Annotated in this window: 14 protein-coding genes, 4 tRNA genes, 3 rRNA genes and 1 riboswitch; of the genes, 4 read left to right on the top strand and 17 right to left on the bottom strand. The window is 47.2% G+C overall.

All coding sequences use genetic code 11. The features are described from left to right. Nucleotides 1–7: 7 nt before the first annotated feature. The 7 genes from GOL65_RS01045 to ilvL all read right to left on the bottom strand — a co-directional run bounded on the left by GOL65_RS01045 (nucleotide 8) and on the right by ilvL (nucleotide 7,358). Nucleotides 8–703, bottom strand: a complete 696-nt coding sequence (locus GOL65_RS01045; protein WP_140921363.1) for a DUF2461 domain-containing protein — start codon at nucleotides 701–703, stop codon at nucleotides 8–10. 80 nt (nucleotides 704–783) lie between these two features. Beyond that, nucleotides 784–2,328 (bottom strand): threonine ammonia-lyase, biosynthetic, encoded by a 1,545-nt coding sequence (ilvA, locus tag GOL65_RS01040; RefSeq protein ID WP_140921364.1) that lies wholly within the window; start codon nucleotides 2,326–2,328, stop codon nucleotides 784–786. A 5-nt stretch (nucleotides 2,329–2,333) separates the two neighbouring features. Continuing rightward, nucleotides 2,334–4,184: a dihydroxy-acid dehydratase gene (ilvD, locus tag GOL65_RS01035; RefSeq protein ID WP_140921365.1), complete on the bottom strand. Its 1,851-nt coding sequence runs from the start codon at nucleotides 4,182–4,184 to the stop codon at nucleotides 2,334–2,336. Between the two features lie 71 nt (nucleotides 4,185–4,255). Beyond that, nucleotides 4,256–5,185: a branched-chain amino acid transaminase gene (locus GOL65_RS01030; protein ID WP_130590086.1), complete on the bottom strand. Its 930-nt coding sequence runs from the start codon at nucleotides 5,183–5,185 to the stop codon at nucleotides 4,256–4,258. Nucleotides 5,186–5,205: 20 nt separating this feature from the next. Further along, entirely contained in the window at nucleotides 5,206–5,463 is a 258-nt protein-coding gene (gene ilvM / locus GOL65_RS01025; RefSeq protein ID WP_130590085.1) for an acetolactate synthase 2 small subunit, read from the bottom strand. Further along, nucleotides 5,460–7,109, bottom strand: coding sequence for an acetolactate synthase 2 catalytic subunit (ilvG, locus tag GOL65_RS01020; RefSeq protein ID WP_140921368.1), 1,650 nt, complete (start codon nucleotides 7,107–7,109; stop codon nucleotides 5,460–5,462). The genes ilvM and ilvG overlap by 4 nt, the downstream gene beginning before the upstream one ends. A 150-nt stretch (nucleotides 7,110–7,259) precedes the next feature. Next, nucleotides 7,260–7,358: an ilv operon leader peptide gene (gene ilvL, locus GOL65_RS01015; RefSeq protein ID WP_130590084.1), complete on the bottom strand. Its 99-nt coding sequence runs from the start codon at nucleotides 7,356–7,358 to the stop codon at nucleotides 7,260–7,262. 327 nt (nucleotides 7,359–7,685) lie between these two features. Here ilvL and GOL65_RS22525 point away from each other — a divergent pair, with 327 nt between their 5' ends. Together GOL65_RS22525 and GOL65_RS22520 are read left to right on the top strand one after the other, a co-directional pair. After that, nucleotides 7,686–8,648 carry a YifB family Mg chelatase-like AAA ATPase gene (locus tag GOL65_RS22525; RefSeq protein ID WP_407657447.1) on the top strand — a complete coding sequence of 321 codons (963 nt, stop codon included), beginning with the start codon at nucleotides 7,686–7,688 and terminating at the stop codon, nucleotides 8,646–8,648. After that, entirely contained in the window at nucleotides 8,591–9,214 is a 624-nt protein-coding gene (locus tag GOL65_RS22520; protein ID WP_407657446.1) for a magnesium chelatase subunit ChlI family protein, read from the top strand. Before GOL65_RS22525 ends, GOL65_RS22520 begins: the two co-directional genes overlap by 58 nt. A gap of 25 nt (nucleotides 9,215–9,239) precedes the next feature. On the opposite strand, the gene GOL65_RS01005 is transcribed toward GOL65_RS22520, so the two are convergent. Beyond that, nucleotides 9,240–9,578, bottom strand: a complete 339-nt coding sequence (locus GOL65_RS01005; RefSeq protein WP_130590082.1) for a DUF413 domain-containing protein — start codon at nucleotides 9,576–9,578, stop codon at nucleotides 9,240–9,242. Nucleotides 9,579–9,694: 116 nt separating this feature from the next. On the opposite strand from GOL65_RS01005, the gene hdfR reads away from it, so the two are divergent. Continuing rightward, nucleotides 9,695–10,531 carry an HTH-type transcriptional regulator HdfR gene (hdfR, locus tag GOL65_RS01000; RefSeq protein WP_140921366.1) on the top strand — a complete coding sequence of 279 codons (837 nt, stop codon included), beginning with the start codon at nucleotides 9,695–9,697 and terminating at the stop codon, nucleotides 10,529–10,531. Nucleotides 10,532–10,624: 93 nt separating this feature from the next. Here the strand turns inward: hdfR and GOL65_RS00995 are convergent. From GOL65_RS00995 to btuB, 9 genes are all read right to left on the bottom strand, one after another. After that, nucleotides 10,625–10,700 (bottom strand) — tRNA-Trp (locus tag GOL65_RS00995). A 52-nt stretch (nucleotides 10,701–10,752) separates the two neighbouring features. Beyond that, nucleotides 10,753–10,829 (bottom strand) — tRNA-Asp (locus GOL65_RS00990). A gap of 56 nt (nucleotides 10,830–10,885) precedes the next feature. After that, nucleotides 10,886–11,001: ribosomal RNA gene (gene rrf, locus GOL65_RS00985) — 5S ribosomal RNA — on the bottom strand. A gap of 126 nt (nucleotides 11,002–11,127) precedes the next feature. After that, nucleotides 11,128–14,033: ribosomal RNA gene (locus tag GOL65_RS00980) — 23S ribosomal RNA — on the bottom strand. Nucleotides 14,034–14,234: 201 nt separating this feature from the next. Continuing rightward, nucleotides 14,235–14,310: transfer RNA gene (locus tag GOL65_RS00975), tRNA-Ala, on the bottom strand. A 131-nt stretch (nucleotides 14,311–14,441) separates the two neighbouring features. Then, a tRNA-Ile gene (locus GOL65_RS00970) sits at nucleotides 14,442–14,518 on the bottom strand. Nucleotides 14,519–14,592: 74 nt separating this feature from the next. Then, nucleotides 14,593–16,135: ribosomal RNA gene (locus GOL65_RS00965) — 16S ribosomal RNA — on the bottom strand. The 16S, 23S and 5S rRNA genes sit together here with 4 tRNA genes alongside, the layout of an rRNA operon. Before the next feature lie 378 nt (nucleotides 16,136–16,513). After that, the gene (gene murI, locus GOL65_RS00960; protein WP_140920557.1) at nucleotides 16,514–17,305 is read right to left on the bottom strand and encodes a glutamate racemase; all 792 of its coding nucleotides are present in this window, start codon (nucleotides 17,303–17,305) and stop codon (nucleotides 16,514–16,516) included. 23 nt (nucleotides 17,306–17,328) lie between these two features. Then, nucleotides 17,329–19,176 carry a TonB-dependent vitamin B12 receptor BtuB gene (btuB, locus tag GOL65_RS00955; protein WP_140920556.1) on the bottom strand — a complete coding sequence of 616 codons (1,848 nt, stop codon included), beginning with the start codon at nucleotides 19,174–19,176 and terminating at the stop codon, nucleotides 17,329–17,331. A gap of 69 nt (nucleotides 19,177–19,245) precedes the next feature. Further along, nucleotides 19,246–19,452, bottom strand: a riboswitch (cobalamin riboswitch). A 130-nt stretch (nucleotides 19,453–19,582) separates the two neighbouring features. On the opposite strand from btuB, the gene trmA reads away from it, so the two are divergent. Next, a complete protein-coding gene (trmA, locus tag GOL65_RS00950) occupies nucleotides 19,583–20,686 on the top strand; it encodes a tRNA (uridine(54)-C5)-methyltransferase TrmA (RefSeq protein ID WP_179038114.1) in 1,104 nt (367 codons plus the stop codon). The last annotated feature ends 36 nt before the right edge of the window (nucleotides 20,687–20,722 follow it).

Here is a 20,722-nt window from a genome sequence, read left to right as displayed (position 1 = left end):
ATCGCAATCACTCTTCAGGATTGCGTTTAATCATTTCTGCCCGCATCAGATAATGATAAAGGGGAGCCAATTGCTTAAAGCCCTTTTCTAACTGAGAAACCAGACCATCATTAAATACCATTTCCATCTCCTGACTGGTATGCATAACGGCAAATGACTTGCGGTTATACCAGTTAGCAATGCTGGCATCTTGCTCTTTAATCAATGGACGCTTATAGCTTTCTCCCACCAGTTCAAAGGGGGGCTTACTGCATTTGGCTACGGCTAAAAAATCTTTAGGCTCGGTGCGCATTAATAGACGTAGTACATCCATCGTTTGCCGACTGGCGGAGTAATAGCCTAAGCCATAACGATAAAAATCAGGGGCAATCTCAAAAAAGTAAACCGGAGCATCTTTCCAGTCTTTGCTGTGCCGTTTGAAGGTCAGCCACATATGGCTACGATAGCGGGATTTATCGTGACTAAAGCGCGTATCGCGATGAATTCTGGACAGGGTTTTACCAATAGAGGGACGAGTTTCAAACTCAGGATCGATAAGCATCATACACTGAGTCAGGTCGGTCACCAGTGCACGAAAAGGGGTCAGGATTTCATCATCATAGATATGGCGATGCTCTTCGAACCACTCTTTGCTGTTTTGAATTCTGACATCCTGTAAGAATGTCAGTCCCTGCTGATTAAACCCATTAAATTGCATCATCACTCCTGTCCGTTAGCCTGTCATCAGAAAAACCAGACGCTGCCGAATCTTATTATTCGGCAGCATTCAGATAATTACTGTGACTATCCCGCCAGAAAGAAGCGGAACGCTGGATTATCCGTTTCATCGTGGTAATCATATCCCAGTTGTTCAAGATGTTGTTCGAACTCAGCATCGTGTCCAACCAGCTCAAAAGCCGCAAGCACGCGACCGTAATCGGTGCCATGACTGCGATAGTGGAACAATGAAATATTCCAGTAAGTTCCCAATGTCTGCAAAAACTTTAACAAAGCTCCACCAGACTCCGGAAATTCAAAACTGTATAACCGCTCACTTAATGGTTTAGCCGGACGGCCTCCAACCATATAACGAACGTGTAGCTTAGCCATTTCATCATCGGATAAGTCAACCACCTGATAACCATCATCGCGTAATTCGCGGATAATCTCTTCTCTTTCTGTCTGGCCTCTGGTTAACCGAACCCCGACAAAAATGCAGGCATCTTTATCACTGGCATAACGATAGTTAAACTCAGTCACTGAACGGCCACCTAACAACTGGCAAAACTTCAGAAAACTGCCTTTTTGCTCAGGAATAGTAACTGCCAGCAGCGCTTCCCGCTTTTCACCCAACTCACAACGTTCAGAGACATAACGCAAACCATGGAAGTTTAAATTAGCGCCGGACAAAATACAGGCAAGACGCTCACCTTCCAGATTATGCTGTTCAGCATATTTTTTCAGACCCGCCAGCGCCAGCGCACCCGACGGTTCTGCTATTGCCCTGACATCTTCAAACAAATCTTTTACTGCGGCACAAATAGCATCGCTATCGACAGTAATAACATCATCAAGATATTCACGACACAGACGGAAAGTCTCATCACCGATGCGCTTTACCGCTACGCCATCGGCAAATAACCCGACACGCTCAAGATCGACGGGCTGTCCGGCATTCATTGCCGCCACCAGACAGGCTGAATCTTCCGCCTCAACGCCAATAACTTTAATTTCAGGCATTAATTGCTTAATCAATACCGCCACACCGGCGGCCAATCCACCACCGCCAACGGGAACAAAGATACGGTCAAGATGCGCATCCTGTTGGATCAACTCCATACCAATGGTGCCTTGCCCGGCAATCACTGCCGGATGATCGAATGGAGGAATAAAGATATAGCCTTCCTGCTCAGATAAAGCGATGGCTTTGGCTTTCGCTTCATCAAAGTTAGCGCCATGCAAAAGCACTTCGCCACCGAAGCCACGTACGGCATCAACTTTAATATCCGGCGTGGTCAACGGCATAACAATCAGAGAACGAATGCCCAAACCAGTAGCAGACAACGCAACACCCTGAGCATGATTACCGGCTGAAGCCGCAATCACACCATTGGCTTTCTGTTGCTCATTCAGTCCGGCGATCATTGCGTGCGCGCCGCGAAGTTTAAAACTGTGTACCGGTTGTCTGTCTTCACGCTTTACCAGTACAGTATTTTTTAAGCGAGTAGAGAGCTTATTCATCACCTGTAATGGCGTGACCTGAGCCACGTCATAAACCGGAGAACAGAGCACTGCGCGCAGATATTCTGCACCTGTCGGTGCAGAAGAGAGTGGTAATGGAACAGCCATAACGGTTAGCCTCCCAGCTTACTTTTATCCCTGACGGCGCCTTTGTCTGCACTGGTTGCTAAACTGGCATAGGCGCGTAAAGCGAATGAAACCTGACGTTCACGAGCTGTTGGCGTCCAGGCTTTATCACCACGGGCAACTTCAGTTTGGCGGCGATGGGCTAACTCGGTGTCTGATACATCCAGCACAATACTGCGTTTTGGAATATCAATATTAATCATGTCGCCATCACGAACCAAGCCAATTAAACCGCCATTGGCTGCTTCCGGCGAAATATGACCAATTGATAATCCGGAAGTACCGCCAGAGAAACGGCCATCGGTGATTAATGCACAACTTTTACCTAGTCCCATAGATTTCAGGAAAGTCGTTGGGTACAGCATTTCCTGCATACCCGGCCCACCTTTTGGACCTTCGTAGCGGATGACTACTACATCACCAGCAACCACTTTCTTGCCCAGAATAGCGTCAACCGCATCTTCCTGACTTTCATATACTTTTGCCGGACCGCAGAATACCAGATACTCATCATCAACACCGGCGGTTTTAACAATACAACCATCAACGGCCAGATTACCGTTTAATACCGCCAGACCACCTTCCTGACTGTAAGCATGTTCTTTATCACGGATACAGCCTTCTGCACGATCGTCATCCAGAGAATCCCAGCGACAATCCTGAGAGAAAGCCTGAGTGGTACGAATACCTGCCGGACCAGCCCGGAACATGGTTTTCACGGCATTATCGTTGGTAAGCATAATGTCGAACTTATCTAACGTTTCCGTCAGGCTTAGCCCCATGATGTTTTTGGTATTGCGGTTTAACAGGTCTGCACGTTCCAGCTCGCCCAAAATACCGATAACACCACCGGCGCGGTGAACGTCTTCCATATGGTATTTTTGGGTACTTGGAGCAACCTTACACAGCTGAGGAACCTTGCGCGACAGGCGATCGATATCGTTCATGGTGAAATCAACTTCACCCTCCTGCGCGGCAGCCAGAAGATGCAATACGGTATTGGTAGAACCCCCCATCGCGATATCCATCACCATCGCATTTTCAAACGCAGCCTTATTAGCAATAGCACGAGGCAGTACGCTTGCATCATCCTGCTCATAATAGCGCTTGGTTAATGCCACAATCTCTTTACCCGCATTCAGGAAAAGTTGCTTACGATCTTTATGTGTAGCCAGCAGTGAACCATTTCCCGGCAGTGCCAAACCCAGCGCTTCAGTTAAGCAGTTCATAGAGTTTGCGGTAAACATACCAGAACAAGAGCCACAGGTAGGGCAGGCAGAACGTTCTATTTGAGCGCTGTCTTCATCGCTGACATCAGGGTTGGCACCCTGAATCATGGCATCAATCAGATCCAGCTTGATGATTTTGTCTGATAGCTTGGTTTTTCCTGCTTCCATCGGACCACCGGAAACAAAAATAACCGGAATATTCAGGCGCAGAGACGCCATTAACATTCCCGGGGTAATCTTGTCACAGTTAGAGATGCACACCATCGCGTCGGCGCAGTGGGCATTCACCATGTATTCTACCGAATCGGCAATCAGCTCCCGGGAAGGAAGAGAATAGAGCATGCCTCCGTGTCCCATCGCGATACCATCATCCACCGCAATAGTATTGAACTCTTTGGCAACACCGCCTGACTCATGAATCTGATCGGCAACCAGCTTACCTAAGTCACGTAAATGCACATGGCCCGGTACGAACTGTGTAAAAGAGTTCACCACGGCAATAATTGGCTTACCGAAATCAGCATCGGTCATACCCGTTGCGCGCCATAGAGCACGGGCTCCTGCCATATTGCGACCATGTGTAGTTGTAGCTGAACGATACTTAGGCATGCTTTATTCACTCCCGTTATTTTATCCGGGCGGAGTAACTCCGCCCGTTGGTATTATGTTTGCTTTATTTATTATTGATTTACTAAATCTAACCAGCCGTATTTGTCTTCTGTCTGGCCGTTGAACAGGCCGAAGAAGCGCTGCTGAATTTGCTTAGTGATAGGGCCACAGCGGCCAATGCCAACTTCAATACCATCAACGCTGCGTACTGGTGTAATTTCGGCTGCGGTACCGGTCATAAACACTTCATCGGCAAGATAGAGTGACTCACGGGACAGAACTTGTTCACGAATTTCAAAGCCCAGATCTTTGGTTAACTTCATGATGGCATCACGAGTAATACCCGGCAAAGCCGCAGACGTTAAGGTTGGGGTAAAGACTACGCCATCTTTAATAATGAAGATGTTTTCGCCCGCACCTTCAGAAACATAGCCATGAACATCCAGAGCAATACCTTCGGTATAACCATGGCGACGGGCCTCACTACCAACCAGTAAAGAAGAAAGATAGTTACCTCCGGCTTTTGCTGCGGTTGGAATAGTATTTGGTGCAGAACGGTTCCATGAAGAAACCATTGCATCGATACCCTGATCCAAGGCTTCTTCTCCCAGATAAGCTCCCCAAGGGAAAGCGGCGATAATGACATCCGTTTTGTATCCTGGTGGTGGGTTAACACCCATACCAACATCACCGATAAACACTAGCGGACGAATATAAGCGCTGGTCAGATTATTTTTACTTAATGTTTCGCGACAGGCTGCCATCAATTCATCTACAGAGTAAGAAACTGGCATACGATAAATTTTTGCTGAATCACGCAGGCGCTGCATATGCTCACGATGGCGGAAAACCGCAGGACCTTTGTGGGTGTTATAGCAGCGCACACCTTCAAATACCGAAGTACCATAGTGTAATGCATGAGACATCACGTGAACTTTTGCATCAGCCCATGGGGTCATTTCGCCATTGAACCATATGTAGTCTGCTTTCTTCGTACTCATTGTCTCTATTCCTTGTCGCGCTATGCGCGTATTTGTTGTGATGTTTGATTGAGGATCTCAACGCTGTTGACATCCGCAAGTTTAGTTAACTGAGAAGATAATAAATTGACAGGACGCTCACTGGAAACGGTTAAATGAATATTTATATTATCTCCATTACCTGTCTGGTTCATGTTCATTTTGCACACCCGGAAACCTCTGTGGCGAACAACACGCAGTAGACGTTCTAAAACCTCTGAGCGGAAGCGGGTTTGAATATAAAGTTGATGTTCTGTCATGATACTTTCTCCAGCATGGTTTCGTTACCAGCACCTGGTGGAACCAGAGGCCAAACATTTTCTAATTCATCAATAGAGACATGAAGCAAGTAGGGACCTTCACTGGTTAACATTGCATTTAGAGCGTCTTCAACCTGATCTTTACGAGAAATACTCTGTCCCGGGATGCCAAACGCAGCGGCCAGCATCAGAAAATCCGGATTATCAGATAAATTGGTTTCGCTATAGCGCGCATCAAAAAACAGTTGCTGCCACTGCCTCACCATACCCAGACGCTGATTATCAATTAGCACTATTTTTATCGGTAATTTTTTGCGCTTGATGGTACCCAGCTCCTGAACATTCATCATGAAAGAGCCGTCTCCTGAAACGCAAATCACCATATCGTCAGGACGAGCCATTTGTGCACCAACTGCAGCCGGAATGCCAAAGCCCATGGTTCCTAAACCGCTTGATGTAATAAAGTTTTCCGGACGGGTAAATGACATATGCTGAGCGCTCCACATCTGATGTTGTCCTACATCAGTAGTGATTACGGCGTTTTCAGGTTTTTTATCAGAAAGCTGTTTTAACAATAGCGGGGCATAAATAGGTTGGCCAGGATGGTCATAGCGGGCAGCAAATTCGTTTTTCATTGTCATTACCGATTTGCGCCAGCTCTCGATGGACATTGGCTGCTGCAACGCAGGCAATATTTCATTTAAATCTCCCTGCAGAGCAACATGAGGTGTTCTTAACTTACCTAATTCAGCCGGATCGATATCCATATGAATAACTTTTGCATTCGGTGCAAAAGCATTGAGTTTTCCGGTTACCCGATCGTCAAAACGTACACCGATAGCCACTAACAGGTCACAATCCTGTACGGCTAAGTTACTGGCTTTGGCACCATGCATTCCCAACAGGCCCAAATAGCACGGGTCCTGCGCGTCAAAAGCACCTAAACCTTTCAGAGTAGATACGCCTGGCATTCCCGTTACTTTGGTGAAAGTACGCAAGGCATCAACTGCCTGAGCCATACCTACACCGCCACCAACGTATAACATTGGTTTTTTGGATTCTGTAATCATCTCTCTGGCTAGCGCCAAATCAGCGTCGGACACCTTAGGAAGTTCTTCAACCGGGAATAAAGCAGGCTTAAGATGGTCGCCAGCAGCTAATTGAATATCTTTTGGAATATCGATAAGTACCGGCCCGGGGCGACCACTACAGGCGGTAGCAAAAGCCTGAGCGATTATGGCAGGCAGCTCTTCCAGTGACTCCACCAGATAACTGTGTTTGGTACAAGCCAGCGATAGCCCTAAAACATCAACTTCCTGAAACGCATCAGTGCCAATCAGTGGAGAGGCTACCTGCCCGGTGATAGCCACAACAGGAACCGAATCCAATAACGCATCTGCCAGTCCGGTGATCAAATTTGTAGCTCCCGGGCCTGAAGTCGCAATACAAACCCCAACTTTTCCGGTTGCTCGGGCATAGCCAAGCGCTGCTATCGCGGCACCTTGCTCATTGCGGCACAGCAAATGTTCAATACCGCCGTCAAACAACGCATCATAAACCGGCATAATAGCCCCACCCGGGTAGCCAAAAACCGTCTCAACACCCTGTTCGCGTAATGTATGTACAACCCACTGTGCCCCATTCATCATTCTTACCCCGTTTGTCTTAATGCTCAGAACAGTTTTTTATACTGTTTGCTTTGTTATGCTTTCCGTTGTGTTTTGCTTGAATTTTTATTACGCATAAAAAAACCCCCGACTTCTCAGTGCGGGGGTTCTTGAATTTCAGACCACTAATCAGGTCATTCTTCGTCCAAGTGCTGCCCCGCACGGTGGGATAATAATCACCACCACACTAATAATTACGAGGCTAATCACTTGGCTTACAGACTTCATAGTTTCAATAAAATTCTTTATCAGTCGAACGAATGACTACAGAGTTATCATAGTTGTGTGTTAAGTGACAAGTTATTTTTTCATTGCTCTTTTGAATCTTAAGCTAAAAAATTAAAAAATATCTTTATTTATCATAAAAATAAAACATCAATCAGAATAAAAATTATTTTTTCCCGATCGTTCACACGCAAAACCAGTGATATAAGCCATATAAGTAGCAATTATTTGGAATATAAGTCTAAAAAATGCAGTCTAATTCTAAAATAGATAAAACGATGCCCTTCAAATCTGACAGGATCCGCTGAAAAATAAGCCGGATAATTCAGCATGTCATTAGCTATCGTTCACACCCGAGCATCAATAGGAATTCAGGCTCCAGCCGTCAGTGTTGAAGTTCATATCAGTAACGGAATGCCCAATTTTACTTTAGTCGGCTTACCGGAAATAACGGTAAAAGAAGCAAAAGATCGGGTAAGAAGTGCATTGATAAACAGTGGATTTACTTTTCCACCTAAAAAAATCACGGTGAATTTAGCACCAGCAGATTTACCTAAAGAAGGAGGAAGATTTGATCTACCCATTGCGTTAGCCATACTGGCCGCCTCAGAACAAATTCCCGCAACAAAACTGGAGCAACATGAATTTTTAGGGGAACTCGCTCTTTCGGGAGAAATAAAACCAATTAATGGTGCCATACCAGCAGCTCTGGCTGCATCCAGAGACGATCGTATTTTGATTCTTTCACAAGGAAATTCCACTGAAGTGGCACTGATCGAGCAAGGTAATAACTTAATTGCCGCAAACCTGACTGAGGTATGCCATTACCTGTCAGACAGTGAAACTACACTTCATAAACCGGCTACACAAGCTGCTCAGGATGATTCATTATCCTTGCCTGATCTGAAAGATATTATTGGTCAGGAACAGGCAAAACGAGCACTGGAAATTTCTGCCGCCGGAGGGCATAACCTTCTGCTACTCGGCCCTCCTGGTACAGGTAAAACGATGCTGGCTACTCGCCTTAATGCGCTTTTACCACCTCTAAGCGCTCAGGAAGCTTTAGAGAGCGCAGCTATATCAAGCCTCGTCCATACACCACAAAATTCGTCAAACTGGCGTAAGCGGCCTTTCAGAGCCCCTCATCATAGTGCATCAATGGCAGCACTGGTGGGGGGGGAGGCTCTATACCCAGACCTGGTGAGATTTCTCTGGCACATAACGGCGTACTCTTTTTGGATGAACTACCTGAATTTGAGAGAAAAGTCTTGGATGCTCTCAGAGAGCCATTAGAGTCCGGTGAAATTATTATCTCCCGTGCAAACGCAAAAGTCTGCTTTCCTGCCCGGGTTCAACTGATTGCAGCAATGAACCCCAGTCCTACCGGACACTATCAGGGGATACTCAGTCGTTCGAATCCTCAGCAAGTTATGCGCTATCTAAACCGATTATCCGGACCTTTTCTCGATCGATTCGACCTGTCTATCGAAGTACCGTTGTTGCCTCAAGGTGTATTAAGTCAGCGTAGGGAAGAAGGGGAATCCAGCCAGTCTGTTCGACAACGAGTGTTAAATGCCAGAGAGCTTCAAAGCAAAAGAAGTGGCAAAGTAAATGCGCAGCTAAGTAGTAAAGAGGTGGAATCGAACTGTAAGCTAAATCCGGAAGATGCGCTATTCCTTGAACATGCCTTACTAAAGCTTGGGCTTTCTGTTCGTGGATGGCATCGCATTTTAAAAGTATCCCGAACTATCGCTGATTTATCCGGTAGTGAAGAAATTAGCAGAAGCCACATCGCTGAGGCTTTAAGCTATCGCTGTATGGATAGATTGTTGCTGCAACTTTATAAAGCTGTAGGATAAAAAACGGGGCTTAAAGCCCCGTCAATTAATCGTCAGTGTCGTTAAAGTCTTCGACAGTATCTACCTGTGGTTTACCACCAGATAGCGTGTGGAAACGTTTAGGGCGACGAATACGATCAAGGTATTTAATCCATACCTTTTCAGACTCAGTTGCTGGCTCACGCTCTCCACGGCAAACAGCTACGAATAATTTTTCTTCTTCTGTTGCTGGTTCACGCTTACCTAAATCAAGCTCATTAAAAGCATAACCTAAACGTTCTAGCAATTGAGCTTCTTTAATGGTGAAATCCCCATGGCGAGAAAAACCGCGAGGATAATTTTTATTGTCAAAAAAACGATGCGTCGTAGTGAAGCTTTCCGCCATCTGACATACTCCTAAGTATCTAAATTAATGCCGTTATGGCGCGGAGTATTAGTGAGGCTTGCCGGTGTGTAAAACAAAAAATTTAAATCGTTACGATAAAATTATTTGGAGATAGTGTGGATACAGAATTACTAAAGACTTTTCTGGAAGTGAGCAAGACCCGTCATTTTGGTCGGGCGGCTGAATCTCTGTATCTCACACAATCAGCAGTGAGCTCTCGCATACGGCTGCTGGAAAGTCAGTTGGGCGTTAATCTTTTTACTCGCCACCGTAACAATATTCGACTCACAGCCGCTGGCGAACAGCTTCTGCCCTATGCAGAAAACCTGATGATCACCTGGCAACAGGCACGGTCGGCTATCACAAAAAGTAATCAAAAAAAGAATACGTTATCGATTGGTGCATTACCTTTAATTTGGGAAACCGGTCTGACAGACTGGCTTGAATCACTCTATTCAGTACATAAAAATTTACAGTTTGACGCCAGAGTTGCACCACGAAATATTCAAGTACAGCAACTTCACGAAAGACAGTTAGATCTTTTGATTACCACAGAGCCCTCCAAAATGGATGAGTTGGTCAGTGAAAAGATAACCACAATACCATTACAGTTGGTGATGTCTGAGCGTAAAAGCAGTGATAAGAAAAGAGCCTATATCTCCCTTGATTGGGGAATGGACTTTTCACAGCAGGAAAAAGAATACTTCACGCAGGAGATCGTACCAATCCTGACAACCAGTTCGGCGCTAATGGCAAAACAACTGTTAAAGAATACTGCTGGCTGTACTTTTTTGCCTGAATCCTGGCAAAGGCAGCATCCCGAGCTCAAACCTGTGTTACCACTTCAATCAATTAATCTGCCTTTGTATGCAATTTGGCTACAAAACAGCGAACACCATCAGCTGATTCATAAATTGATTAGTAATTTTAGTGTTACTGAAGATAGTGAATAATCGATTGATATTAATAAATTAATCTAAATTATTTCGTTAAATTGCAGGCAATAAAAAACCCTTTGTGAAAACAAAGGGTTTTTTACTTTTTTATGGCAGGGGCGGAGAGACTCGAACTCCCAACACCCGGTTTTGGAGACCGGTGCTCTACCAATTGAACTACGCCCCTAAAGAACGCTTACTACTACGCCTGCTAATATAGCAGGCATAATATAAATAAGTGGCGGAACGGACGGGACTCGAACCCGCGACCCCCTGCGTGACAGGCAGGTATTCTAACCAACTGAACTACCGCTCCACCGATTCTTTTTCCCTATCAGAATCAAAAATTGTTCTGATAGTTACTAATTTAAAGCCTGGCAGTTCCCTACTCTCGCATGGGGAAGCCCCACACTACCATCGGCGCTACGGCGTTTCACTTCTGAGTTCGGCATGGGGTCAGGTGGGACCACCGCGCTATCGCCGCCAGGCATATTCTGTTTCATGAACCGTTGCATTCAATATCACTATCGCACACAACCATTCATTCCAATCCTGAACATTCGCTGAAATCTGACTTCTTTACTCTCTCAATCCCAAAACACCTTCGGTGTTGTAAGGTTAAGTCTCACGGTTCATTAGTATCGGTTAGCTCAACGTATCGCTACGCTTACACACCCGACCTATCAACGTCATAGTCTTTAACGTTCCTTCAGTGGACTTAAAGTCCAAGGGAAGACTCATCTCGAGGCAAGTTTCCCGCTTAGATGCTTTCAGCGGTTATCTTTTCCGCACGTAGCTACCGGGCAATGCCATTGGCATGACAACCCGAACACCAGTGGTGCGTTCACTCCGGTCCTCTCGTACTAGGAGCAACCCCTCTCAATCTTCCAGCGCCCACGGCAGATAGGGACCGAACTGTCTCACGACGTTCTAAACCCAGCTCGCGTACCACTTTAAACGGCGAACAGCCGTACCCTTGGGACCTACTTCAGCCCCAGGATGTGATGAGCCGACATCGAGGTGCCAAACACCGCCGTCGATATGAACTCTTGGGCGGTATCAGCCTGTTATCCCCGGAGTACCTTTTATCCGTTGAGCGATGGCCCTTCCATTCAGAACCACCGGATCACTATGACCTACTTTCGTACCTGCTCGAGCCGTCACTCTCGCAGTCAAGCTAGCTTATGCCATTGCACTAACCTCACGATGTCCGACCGTGATTAGCTAACCTTCGTGCTCCTCCGTTACTCTTTGGGAGGAGACCGCCCCAGTCAAACTACCCACCAGACACTGTCCTCAACCCGGATTACGGGCCAAAGTTAGAACATCAAACATTAAAGGGTGGTATTTCAAGGTTGGCTCCACGATGACTGGCGTCACCGCTTCAAAGCCTCCCACCTATCCTACACATCAAGGCTCAATGTTCAGTGTCAAGCTATAGTAAAGGTTCACGGGGTCTTTCCGTCTTGCCGCGGGTACACAGCATCTTCACTGCGAGTTCAATTTCACTGAGTCTCGGGTGGAGACAGCCTGGCCATCATTACGCCATTCGTGCAGGTCGGAACTTACCCGACAAGGAATTTCGCTACCTTAGGACCGTTATAGTTACGGCCGCCGTTTACTGGGGCTTCGATCAAGAGCTTCGCTTACGCTAACCCCATCAATTAACCTTCCAGCACCGGGCAGGCGTCACACCGTATACGTCCACTTTCGTGTTTGCACAGTGCTGTGTTTTTAATAAACAGTTGCAGCCAGCTGGTATCTTCGACTGGCTTCAGCTCCATCCGCAGGGGACTTCACCTAATGCCAGCGTGCCTTCTCCCGAAGTTACGGCACCATTTTGCCTAGTTCCTTCACCCGAGTTCTCTCAAGCGCCTGAGTATTCTCTACCTGACCACCTGTGTCGGTTTGGGGTACGATTTAATGTTACCTGGAGCTTAGAGGCTTTTCCTGGAAGCAGGGCATCAACTACTTCACCACCGTAGTGGCTCGTCATCACGCCTCAGTGTTAACAGCCAACCGGATTTACCTGGTCAACCCACCTACACGCTTAAACCGGGACAACCGTCGCCCGGATAGCCTAGCCTTCTTCGTCCCCCCTTCGCAGTAACACCAAGTACAGGAATATTAACCTGTTTCCCATCGACTACGCCTTTCGGCCTCGCCTTAGGGGTCGACTCACCCTGCCCCGATTAACGTTGGACAGGAACCCTTGGTCTTCCGGCGAGCGGGCTTTTCACCCGCTTATCGTTACTTATGTCAGCATTCGCACTTCTGATACCTCCAGCAGACCTCACAGTCCACCTTCGCAGGCTTACAGAACGCTCCCCTACCCAACAATACTTTCGTATCGCTGCCGCAGCTTCGGTGCATGGTTTAGCCCCGTTACATCTTCCGCGCAGGCCGACTCGACCAGTGAGCTATTACGCTTTCTTTAAATGATGGCTGCTTCTAAGCCAACATCCTGGCTGTCTGTGCCTTCCCACATCGTTTCCCACTTAACCATGACTTTGGGACCTTAGCTGGCGGTCTGGGTTGTTTCCCTCTTCACGACGGACGTTAGCACCCGCCGTGTGTCTCCCGTGATAACATTCTTCGGTATTCGGAGTTTGCATCGAGTTGGTAAGCCGGGATGGCCCCCTAGTCGAAACAGTGCTCTACCCCCGAAGATGAGTTCACGAGGCGCTACCTAAATAGCTTTCGGGGAGAACCAGCTATCTCCCGGTTTGATTGGCCTTTCACCCCCAGCCACAGGTCATCCGCTAATTTTTCAACATTAGTCGGTTCGGTCCTCCAGTTAGTGTTACCCAACCTTCAACCTGCCCATGGCTAGATCACCGGGTTTCGGGTCTATACCTTGCAACTATACGCCCAGTTAAGACTCGGTTTCCCTACGGCTCCCCTATTCGGTTAACCTTGCTACAAAATATAAGTCGCTGACCCATTATACAAAAGGTACGCAGTCACACCCATAAAGAGTGCTCCCACTGCTTGTACGTACACGGTTTCAGGTTCTGTTTCACTCCCCTCGCCGGGGTTCTTTTCGCCTTTCCCTCACGGTACTGGTTCACTATCGGTCAGTCAGGAGTATTTAGCCTTGGAGGATGGTCCCCCCATATTCAGACAGGATGTCACGTGTCCCGCCTTACTCATCGAACTCACAATCTGTGCATTTTGGTGTACGGGACTATCACCCTGTACCGTGCGACTTTCCAGACGCTTCCACTAACACACAAACTGATTCAGGTTCTGGGCTCCTCCCCGTTCGCTCGCCGCTACTGGGGGAATCTCGGTTGATTTCTTTTCCTCGGGGTACTTAGATGTTTCAGTTCCCCCGGTTCGCCTCATACGACTATGTATTCATCGTATGATAGTGCAACGAATTGCACTGGGTTTCCCCATTCGGGTATCGCCGGTTATTACGGTTCATATCACCTTACCGACGCTTATCGCAGATTAGCACGCCCTTCATCGCCTCTGACTGCCTAGGCATCCACCGTGTACGCTTAGTCACTTAACCTCACAACCCGAAGGTGTCTCGAAAGACAACATTCTAAAGTCGTAAACAATTGAGAGACTCGCTCAGTCCAATTAGTGTCAGTGTATTACTCACTATTGGCTGAGGATTCAAATTTCAGCTTGTTCCGGATTGTTAAAGAGCATAATACTTCACAGCATACTGTTGCCAATATACTCTGAAGTATTGATTTACAGGACTAAATGGTGGAGCTAAGCGGGATCGAACCGCTGACCTCCTGCGTGCAAGGCAGGCGCTCTCCCAGCTGAGCTATAGCCCCATATAGTCACGTACAGATACCTTAATAACTCATCAGTTGATGAGTCAGCCAATTTATTTCCAGGCAAGGCGGAGTCATACGACGTTTGCATCGGCAAACGAGTGTGACGACAACGCAGCATGGGAAGAAATTGGTAGGCCTGAGTGGACTTGAACCACCGACCTCACCCTTATCAGGGGTGCGCTCTAACCACCTGAGCTACAAGCCTATAAAGGTATTTCTGCTCGTTATTCTTCATCAGACAATCTGTGTGGACACTGCACTCAATCAGTATCTTTCAGGTAAGGAGGTGATCCAACCGCAGGTTCCCCTACGGTTACCTTGTTACGACTTCACCCCAGTCATGAATCACAAAGTGGTAAGCGCCCTCCCGAAGGTTAAGCTACCTACTTCTTTTGCAACCCACTCCCATGGTGTGACGGGCGGTGTGTACAAGGCCCGGGAACGTATTCACCGTAGCATTCTGATCTACGATTACTAGCGATTCCGACTTCATGGAGTCGAGTTGCAGACTCCAATCCGGACTACGACGTACTTTATGAGGTCCGCATGCTCTCGCGAGGTAGCTTCTCTTTGTATACGCCATTGTAGCACGTGTGTAGCCCTACTCGTAAGGGCCATGATGACTTGACGTCATCCCCACCTTCCTCCGGTTTATCACCGGCAGTCTCCTTTGAGTTCCCACCATTACGCGCTGGCAACAAAGGATAGGGGTTGCGCTCGTTGCGGGACTTAACCCAACATTTCACAACACGAGCTGACGACAGCCATGCAGCACCTGTCTCAGAGTTCCCGAAGGCACATTCGCATCTCTGCAAACTTCTCTGGATGTCAAGAGTAGGTAAGGTTCTTCGCGTTGCATCGAATTAAACCACATGCTCCACCGCTTGTGCGGGCCCCCGTCAATTCATTTGAGTTTTAACCTTGCGGCCGTACTCCCCAGGCGGTCGACTTAACGCGTTAGCTCCGGAAGCCACTCCTCAAGGGAACAACCTCCAAGTCGACATCGTTTACAGCGTGGACTACCAGGGTATCTAATCCTGTTTGCTCCCCACGCTTTCGCACCTGAGCGTCAGTCTTTGTCCAGGGGGCCGCCTTCGCCACCGGTATTCCTCCACATCTCTACGCATTTCACCGCTACACATGGAATTCTACCCCCCTCTACAAGACTCTAGCCTGCCAGTTTCGGATGCAGTTCCCAGGTTAAGCCCGGGGATTTCACATCCGACTTGGCAGACCGCCTGCGTGCGCTTTACGCCCAGTAATTCCGATTAACGCTTGCACCCTCCGTATTACCGCGGCTGCTGGCACGGAGTTAGCCGGTGCTTCTTCTGTGGGTAACGTCAATACATGAAGCTATTAACTTCACATCCTTCCTCCCCACTGAAAGTGCTTTACAACCCTAAGGCCTTCTTCACACACGCGGCATGGCTGCATCAGGGTTTCCCCCATTGTGCAATATTCCCCACTGCTGCCTCCCGTAGGAGTCTGGGCCGTGTCTCAGTCCCAGTGTGGCTGGTCATCCTCTCAGACCAGCTAGGGATCGTCGCCTAGGTGAGCCATTACCTCACCTACAAGCTAATCCCACCTGGGCACATCCGATGGTGTGAGGCCCGAAGGTCCCCCACTTTGGTCCGAAGACATTATGCGGTATTAGCTACCGTTTCCAGTAGTTATCCCCCTCCATCGGGCAGTTTCCCAGGCATTACTCACCCGTCCGCCACTCGTCACCCGGGGAGCAAGCTCCCCTGTGCTACCGTTCGACTTGCATGTGTTAGGCCTGCCGCCAGCGTTCAATCTGAGCCATGATCAAACTCTTCAATTAACAGCTTGATGCTCAAAGATTACTTTCAATAATTCAAATGAATTACTGTCTGGTCACTCTTTAAGACTTGGTATTTTTTTGTGTCGTTACACCGAAGTGCAATGACGTGAGATACCGTCTTGTGAGTGCCCACACAGATTGTCTGATAAATTGTTAAAGAGCGATGTTGCGGCGAAAAACTTCCCGCAACACGGGCTGCGTATACTACGCTTTCCCGCGTCAGAGTCAAGTGTTAAATCACAGATTTATGCACGATAACGTCTGAACTGAAGCGGCTGTTGCCGTGTCAGTGGAGGCGCATTATAGGGACTCAGAATCATCTGGCAAGTGCTAATTGATAAAATCATTCTGACTGCTGATTGTTTAGCCAAAAAGCCTTCAGATTGACTGCTCATCGAGTGATTTAAAACCAAAGTGTTGCAAAACCGGAATTAACTTCCTGGATTCATCATCAACTTTCGAACAATAAGCCAGATTAACGGGCTTCTCTGCTTGCTGCCAGTCAACATCTGCCAACAACGATGATACCCGACGAGCAATCGCTGCTCCGGAATCAACCAACAAAGTGCCTTTCGGTAACACCGCGCTCAATTCCTCTTTTAATAAAGGGAAGTGCGTGCAGCCTAATACAATGGTGTCGGGCTTTTTATCACCATTAATCCACGGAGATAAAATAGTTCTTAGCTCATCAGCGCTTACCGGTTTTCCATGCAGCTTCTCTTCTGCCAGTTCCACCATTCGGCTGGATCCCATCAGCTCTATCTGACAATCCTGAGCAAAGTTAGCAATTAACTCATGAGTATAAGGTCGGTTAACCGTTACCTTGGTCGCCAGTAATCCTACGAGACCATTGCGTGTCAAACGCGCTGCAGGTTTTACCGCAGGAACCACGCCAACAACGGGAATATTAAAGTGTTCACGTAATGCAGGGAGAGAGACCACGCTGGCGGTATTGCAAGCAATGACAATAATATCAATATGATGACGTTGACAAAGCGCCGCTACCATTTTAACAACTCGTTCAGCAATCAGCTGCTCAGGCTTTTCACCATAGGGGAAAGCCGCATTGTCAAAAGCATAGATGATGGATAAATCCGGCATCAACTGCCGGATTTCCTGAAATACGGAGAGCCCGCCTACACCTGAATCAAAAACCAGTGCTGTTGGCATTACGGTCTCTCCTTATAGTACCGTTAGAAAGTATAGGTTGCAGTGAGGTAGTATTCCCGCCCTGCTGTTTCGTAATTGCTGGCTGTTTCATACTCTTTATCAAACAAGTTAGCTACTCTGCCGCGAACGGTTAGCTGTTCCGTCACAGGGTAAGCCGCTGACAGATCAACCGTACTGTAGCTGGATAAGCGTTTCTGCTCATTCGCATACTCAGAAGTGTTGTTGTCATAGCGTTTGCCATAATATTGGTATGATACATCCATATCTAAACCAAGCATATTCCAATCAATCTGATATTTTGCCTTATGCTTGGAACGACGAGCTAAAACTTCGTTGTCTTTATCCCGACGCGGATCCAGATATTCCAGTGTAATTCGATGTTCAAATGGACCAGTATCAAAGGTTCCCGTCCACTCAATTCCTTTAATGGTAGCAGATTCGATATTGTAGTAGCGCCCTTCCCAGGTAACTGGATCGGACTCATAGCCAATCAGATTGGTTATTTTGTTGCGATATGCTGCCAGACGCCAGTTTAATGGCCCGGTATCCCCTTCTAATCCGGCTTCCCATTGGCGAGACTCTTCTGGTTTTAGATCGTCGTTAGAAGAAATATAAAAACGCTCTGAACCATAAAGTTGACCTAACGTAGGTGCCAGGAATCCCGTACCATAGGAAATAGTGAAGCGATAATCAGGAATAAATTCCCATGCCGCCGCTGTCTGCCAGGTTTCATGCCAACCAAATTGCTGGTTCTTATCGGTTCTGAATGCGCCTTCCAGTGTAAAATCACCCAGAGACTTTTGCCCCGTCAGGTAGAAACCGGTGTTATCTCGCTTATAGCGATCGGATGCATAGTTATCGGAAGATTCTAATTTCTCCTGACGCCAGTCAACACCAGCACTTACTACGCCACGATCTAACTTATAGCTATTTCCCCACTGAATATTGCGTTGAGTTACATCATCCAGCGAGGTGCCATCGTTATATAAACCTTTATGGCTATCGTAGTTGTAATCTTTATACGTTTGGTAGCTGGCTATCAGTTGGGAAGAGTAATTTCCTTCAAGGAAACGCAACCCCATATCGTAGTTACGGCTATACAATTGGCGTTCATTACCATAGCTGCCGTCATACTCTGAATTATTGCCATAGCCATAACCCCGTAAGAAGCCGGAGAACTGTGATGAGAATTGATGTTCAATACCCGCCCAAATCGACTTGCTGCGAAATCCATCTTTGTCGCTGTCTGGTGGATAAGAAGATTTTGGCTGTATATTGAAACCGCGACTGTCTTCAAAAGCACCTGCAGCCGTCAGCGTGGTTTTATCACCAACGGTTTGGCGGATGCTGGCATCATAAAGTTGGTAGTGATTTGAACCCAAACCCGCTTCCAGCTTTGCTCCATCTTTTTCAGCGTTAGTAATAATGTTAATAACGCCACCAATGGCCTCTGAGCCATAAACTGCAGAACGCGGGCCACGAATATATTCGACACGTTGTATCAGAGAAATAGGAATTTGGTTGAAATCAGCGGTTCCCATAATGCCAGAGACCGGTACACGGATACCGTCTACCAGCACCAGCACGTGACGTGATTCAGTTCCCCGTACATAAAGCGTAGATAGCTGGCCGCGACCGCCGCTTTGGGAGATATCAACACCCGGTAAACGACGCAAAACATCGGTTAAACTTTTTGCTTGCCAAAGATCAATCTGGTCGCGATCGACCACATCTATTGGTGCCAGCACAGTAGAAACCGGTTGAGGAAACCGATTAGCTGTGACCACCATCTTTTCGCTCTCTTCCTGAGCCCATACGGAAAAGGCCGTAGCGGAAAGTGCTACGACTAATACTTTCTTTTTTATAGACATAACGTAAAGCATCCAACTCAAGTTGCAGGATGCCGCAAAAAAACAGCGCGTATACGCGACGGCTGCAATCAATGCGACAGAATACCGGCAGGTCTTCGGGCTCAAGGAGATTAACTTAACAACGACTTCCCATCTGTAACGACAGTGTCTGCTCTACTCCAGCTTATGTTGTGGAGAGAGCGGTTGCTATTTCCTGTTTACCGCTGCGCGTCAGCTCTGGATTTACACCAGATTCCCTTTTAACTCTGATGGGAGGCCGGAACACGTACATGCTACAAGCAATCCTGTATGGATGTCTAGACTGCTATTGTTTTTTAATCATTTATCAAAGCTGGACATCACGTCATCATTCCCTACAATTCCGCCTTAATAAATGAATTCGTGACACTGAAAGCTGAGAAAACTTATGACCCCAGAGATGCTGCCAACCGACCAATACGATGCCCAACTGGCGGATAAAAAACATCGATTGATCTCAATGATGGCTCCATATTCTGCACCTGAGCCGGAAGTATTTCGCTCACCACTTAACCATTATCGTATGCGGGCAGAATTCAGAATCTGGCACGAAGGGGATGACCTGTACCACATCATGTTTGATCAGGCGACCAAACAGCGTATTCGGGTTGATGTATTCCCTGCCGCCAGTGAACTAATTAACCGGCTGATGCCAGAACTGTTAGCCGGTGTAAAACCCCATGCTTCACTGCGCCATAAGCTATTCCAGATTGATTATCTTTCCACCCTCAGCGGCGAAATTGTGGTTTCTCTGCTTTACCATCGCCAACTTGACGATATGTGGTTACAGCACGCAGAGCGATTAAGGGATGATTTACGTTCTCGCGGGTTTAATCTGCAGCTTATAGGCCGGGCATCGAAACAAAAAATCTGCCTGGATCGCGATTATGTTGATGAGCGTTTAACCGTAGGCGGACAGGAAATGATCTATCGCCAAACGGAAAACAGTTTCACTCAACCTAATGCGGCAGTGAATATTCATATGCTGGAATGGGCAATCGATGTCACCCGGGACTCAAAAGGCGACTTATTAGAATTATATTGTGGTAACGGCAATTTTTCTTTAGCACTGGCTCGCAATTTTAATCGAGTTCTGGCGACTGAAATCGCTAAGCCATCGGTGGCTGCCGCCCAGTTCAATATTGCCGCCAACCAAATCGATAATGTGCAGATTATTCGTATGGCAGCAGAAGAGTTTACTCAAGCCATGCTGGGCGTCAGAGAGTTTAATCGACTGAAAGACATTGATTTAACCAGTTATCAATGCGAAACCATTTTTGTCGATCCCCCTCGCAGCGGATTAGATCAACAAACGGTGAAAATGGTGCAGGCTTATCCGAGAATCCTTTATATCTCCTGTAACCCGGAAACCCTGTGTGAGAATCTGCTAACGCTTAGCCAAACACATAAGGTTTCCCGACTGGCACTGTTCGACCAGTTCCCCTATACCCACCATATGGAATGCGGCGTTCTGTTAGAAAAGAGCATCTGAATCAGGCACAACAAAAAAGCCCCAATATCTATTGGG

Origin of the sequence: Limnobaculum xujianqingii, assembly GCF_013394855.1 — a bacterium.
Lineage (GTDB): Bacteria > Pseudomonadota > Gammaproteobacteria > Enterobacterales > Enterobacteriaceae > Limnobaculum > Limnobaculum xujianqingii.
Note: the sequence above shows the minus strand (reverse complement) of the source record. Positions and strands in the feature narration are given on the sequence as shown.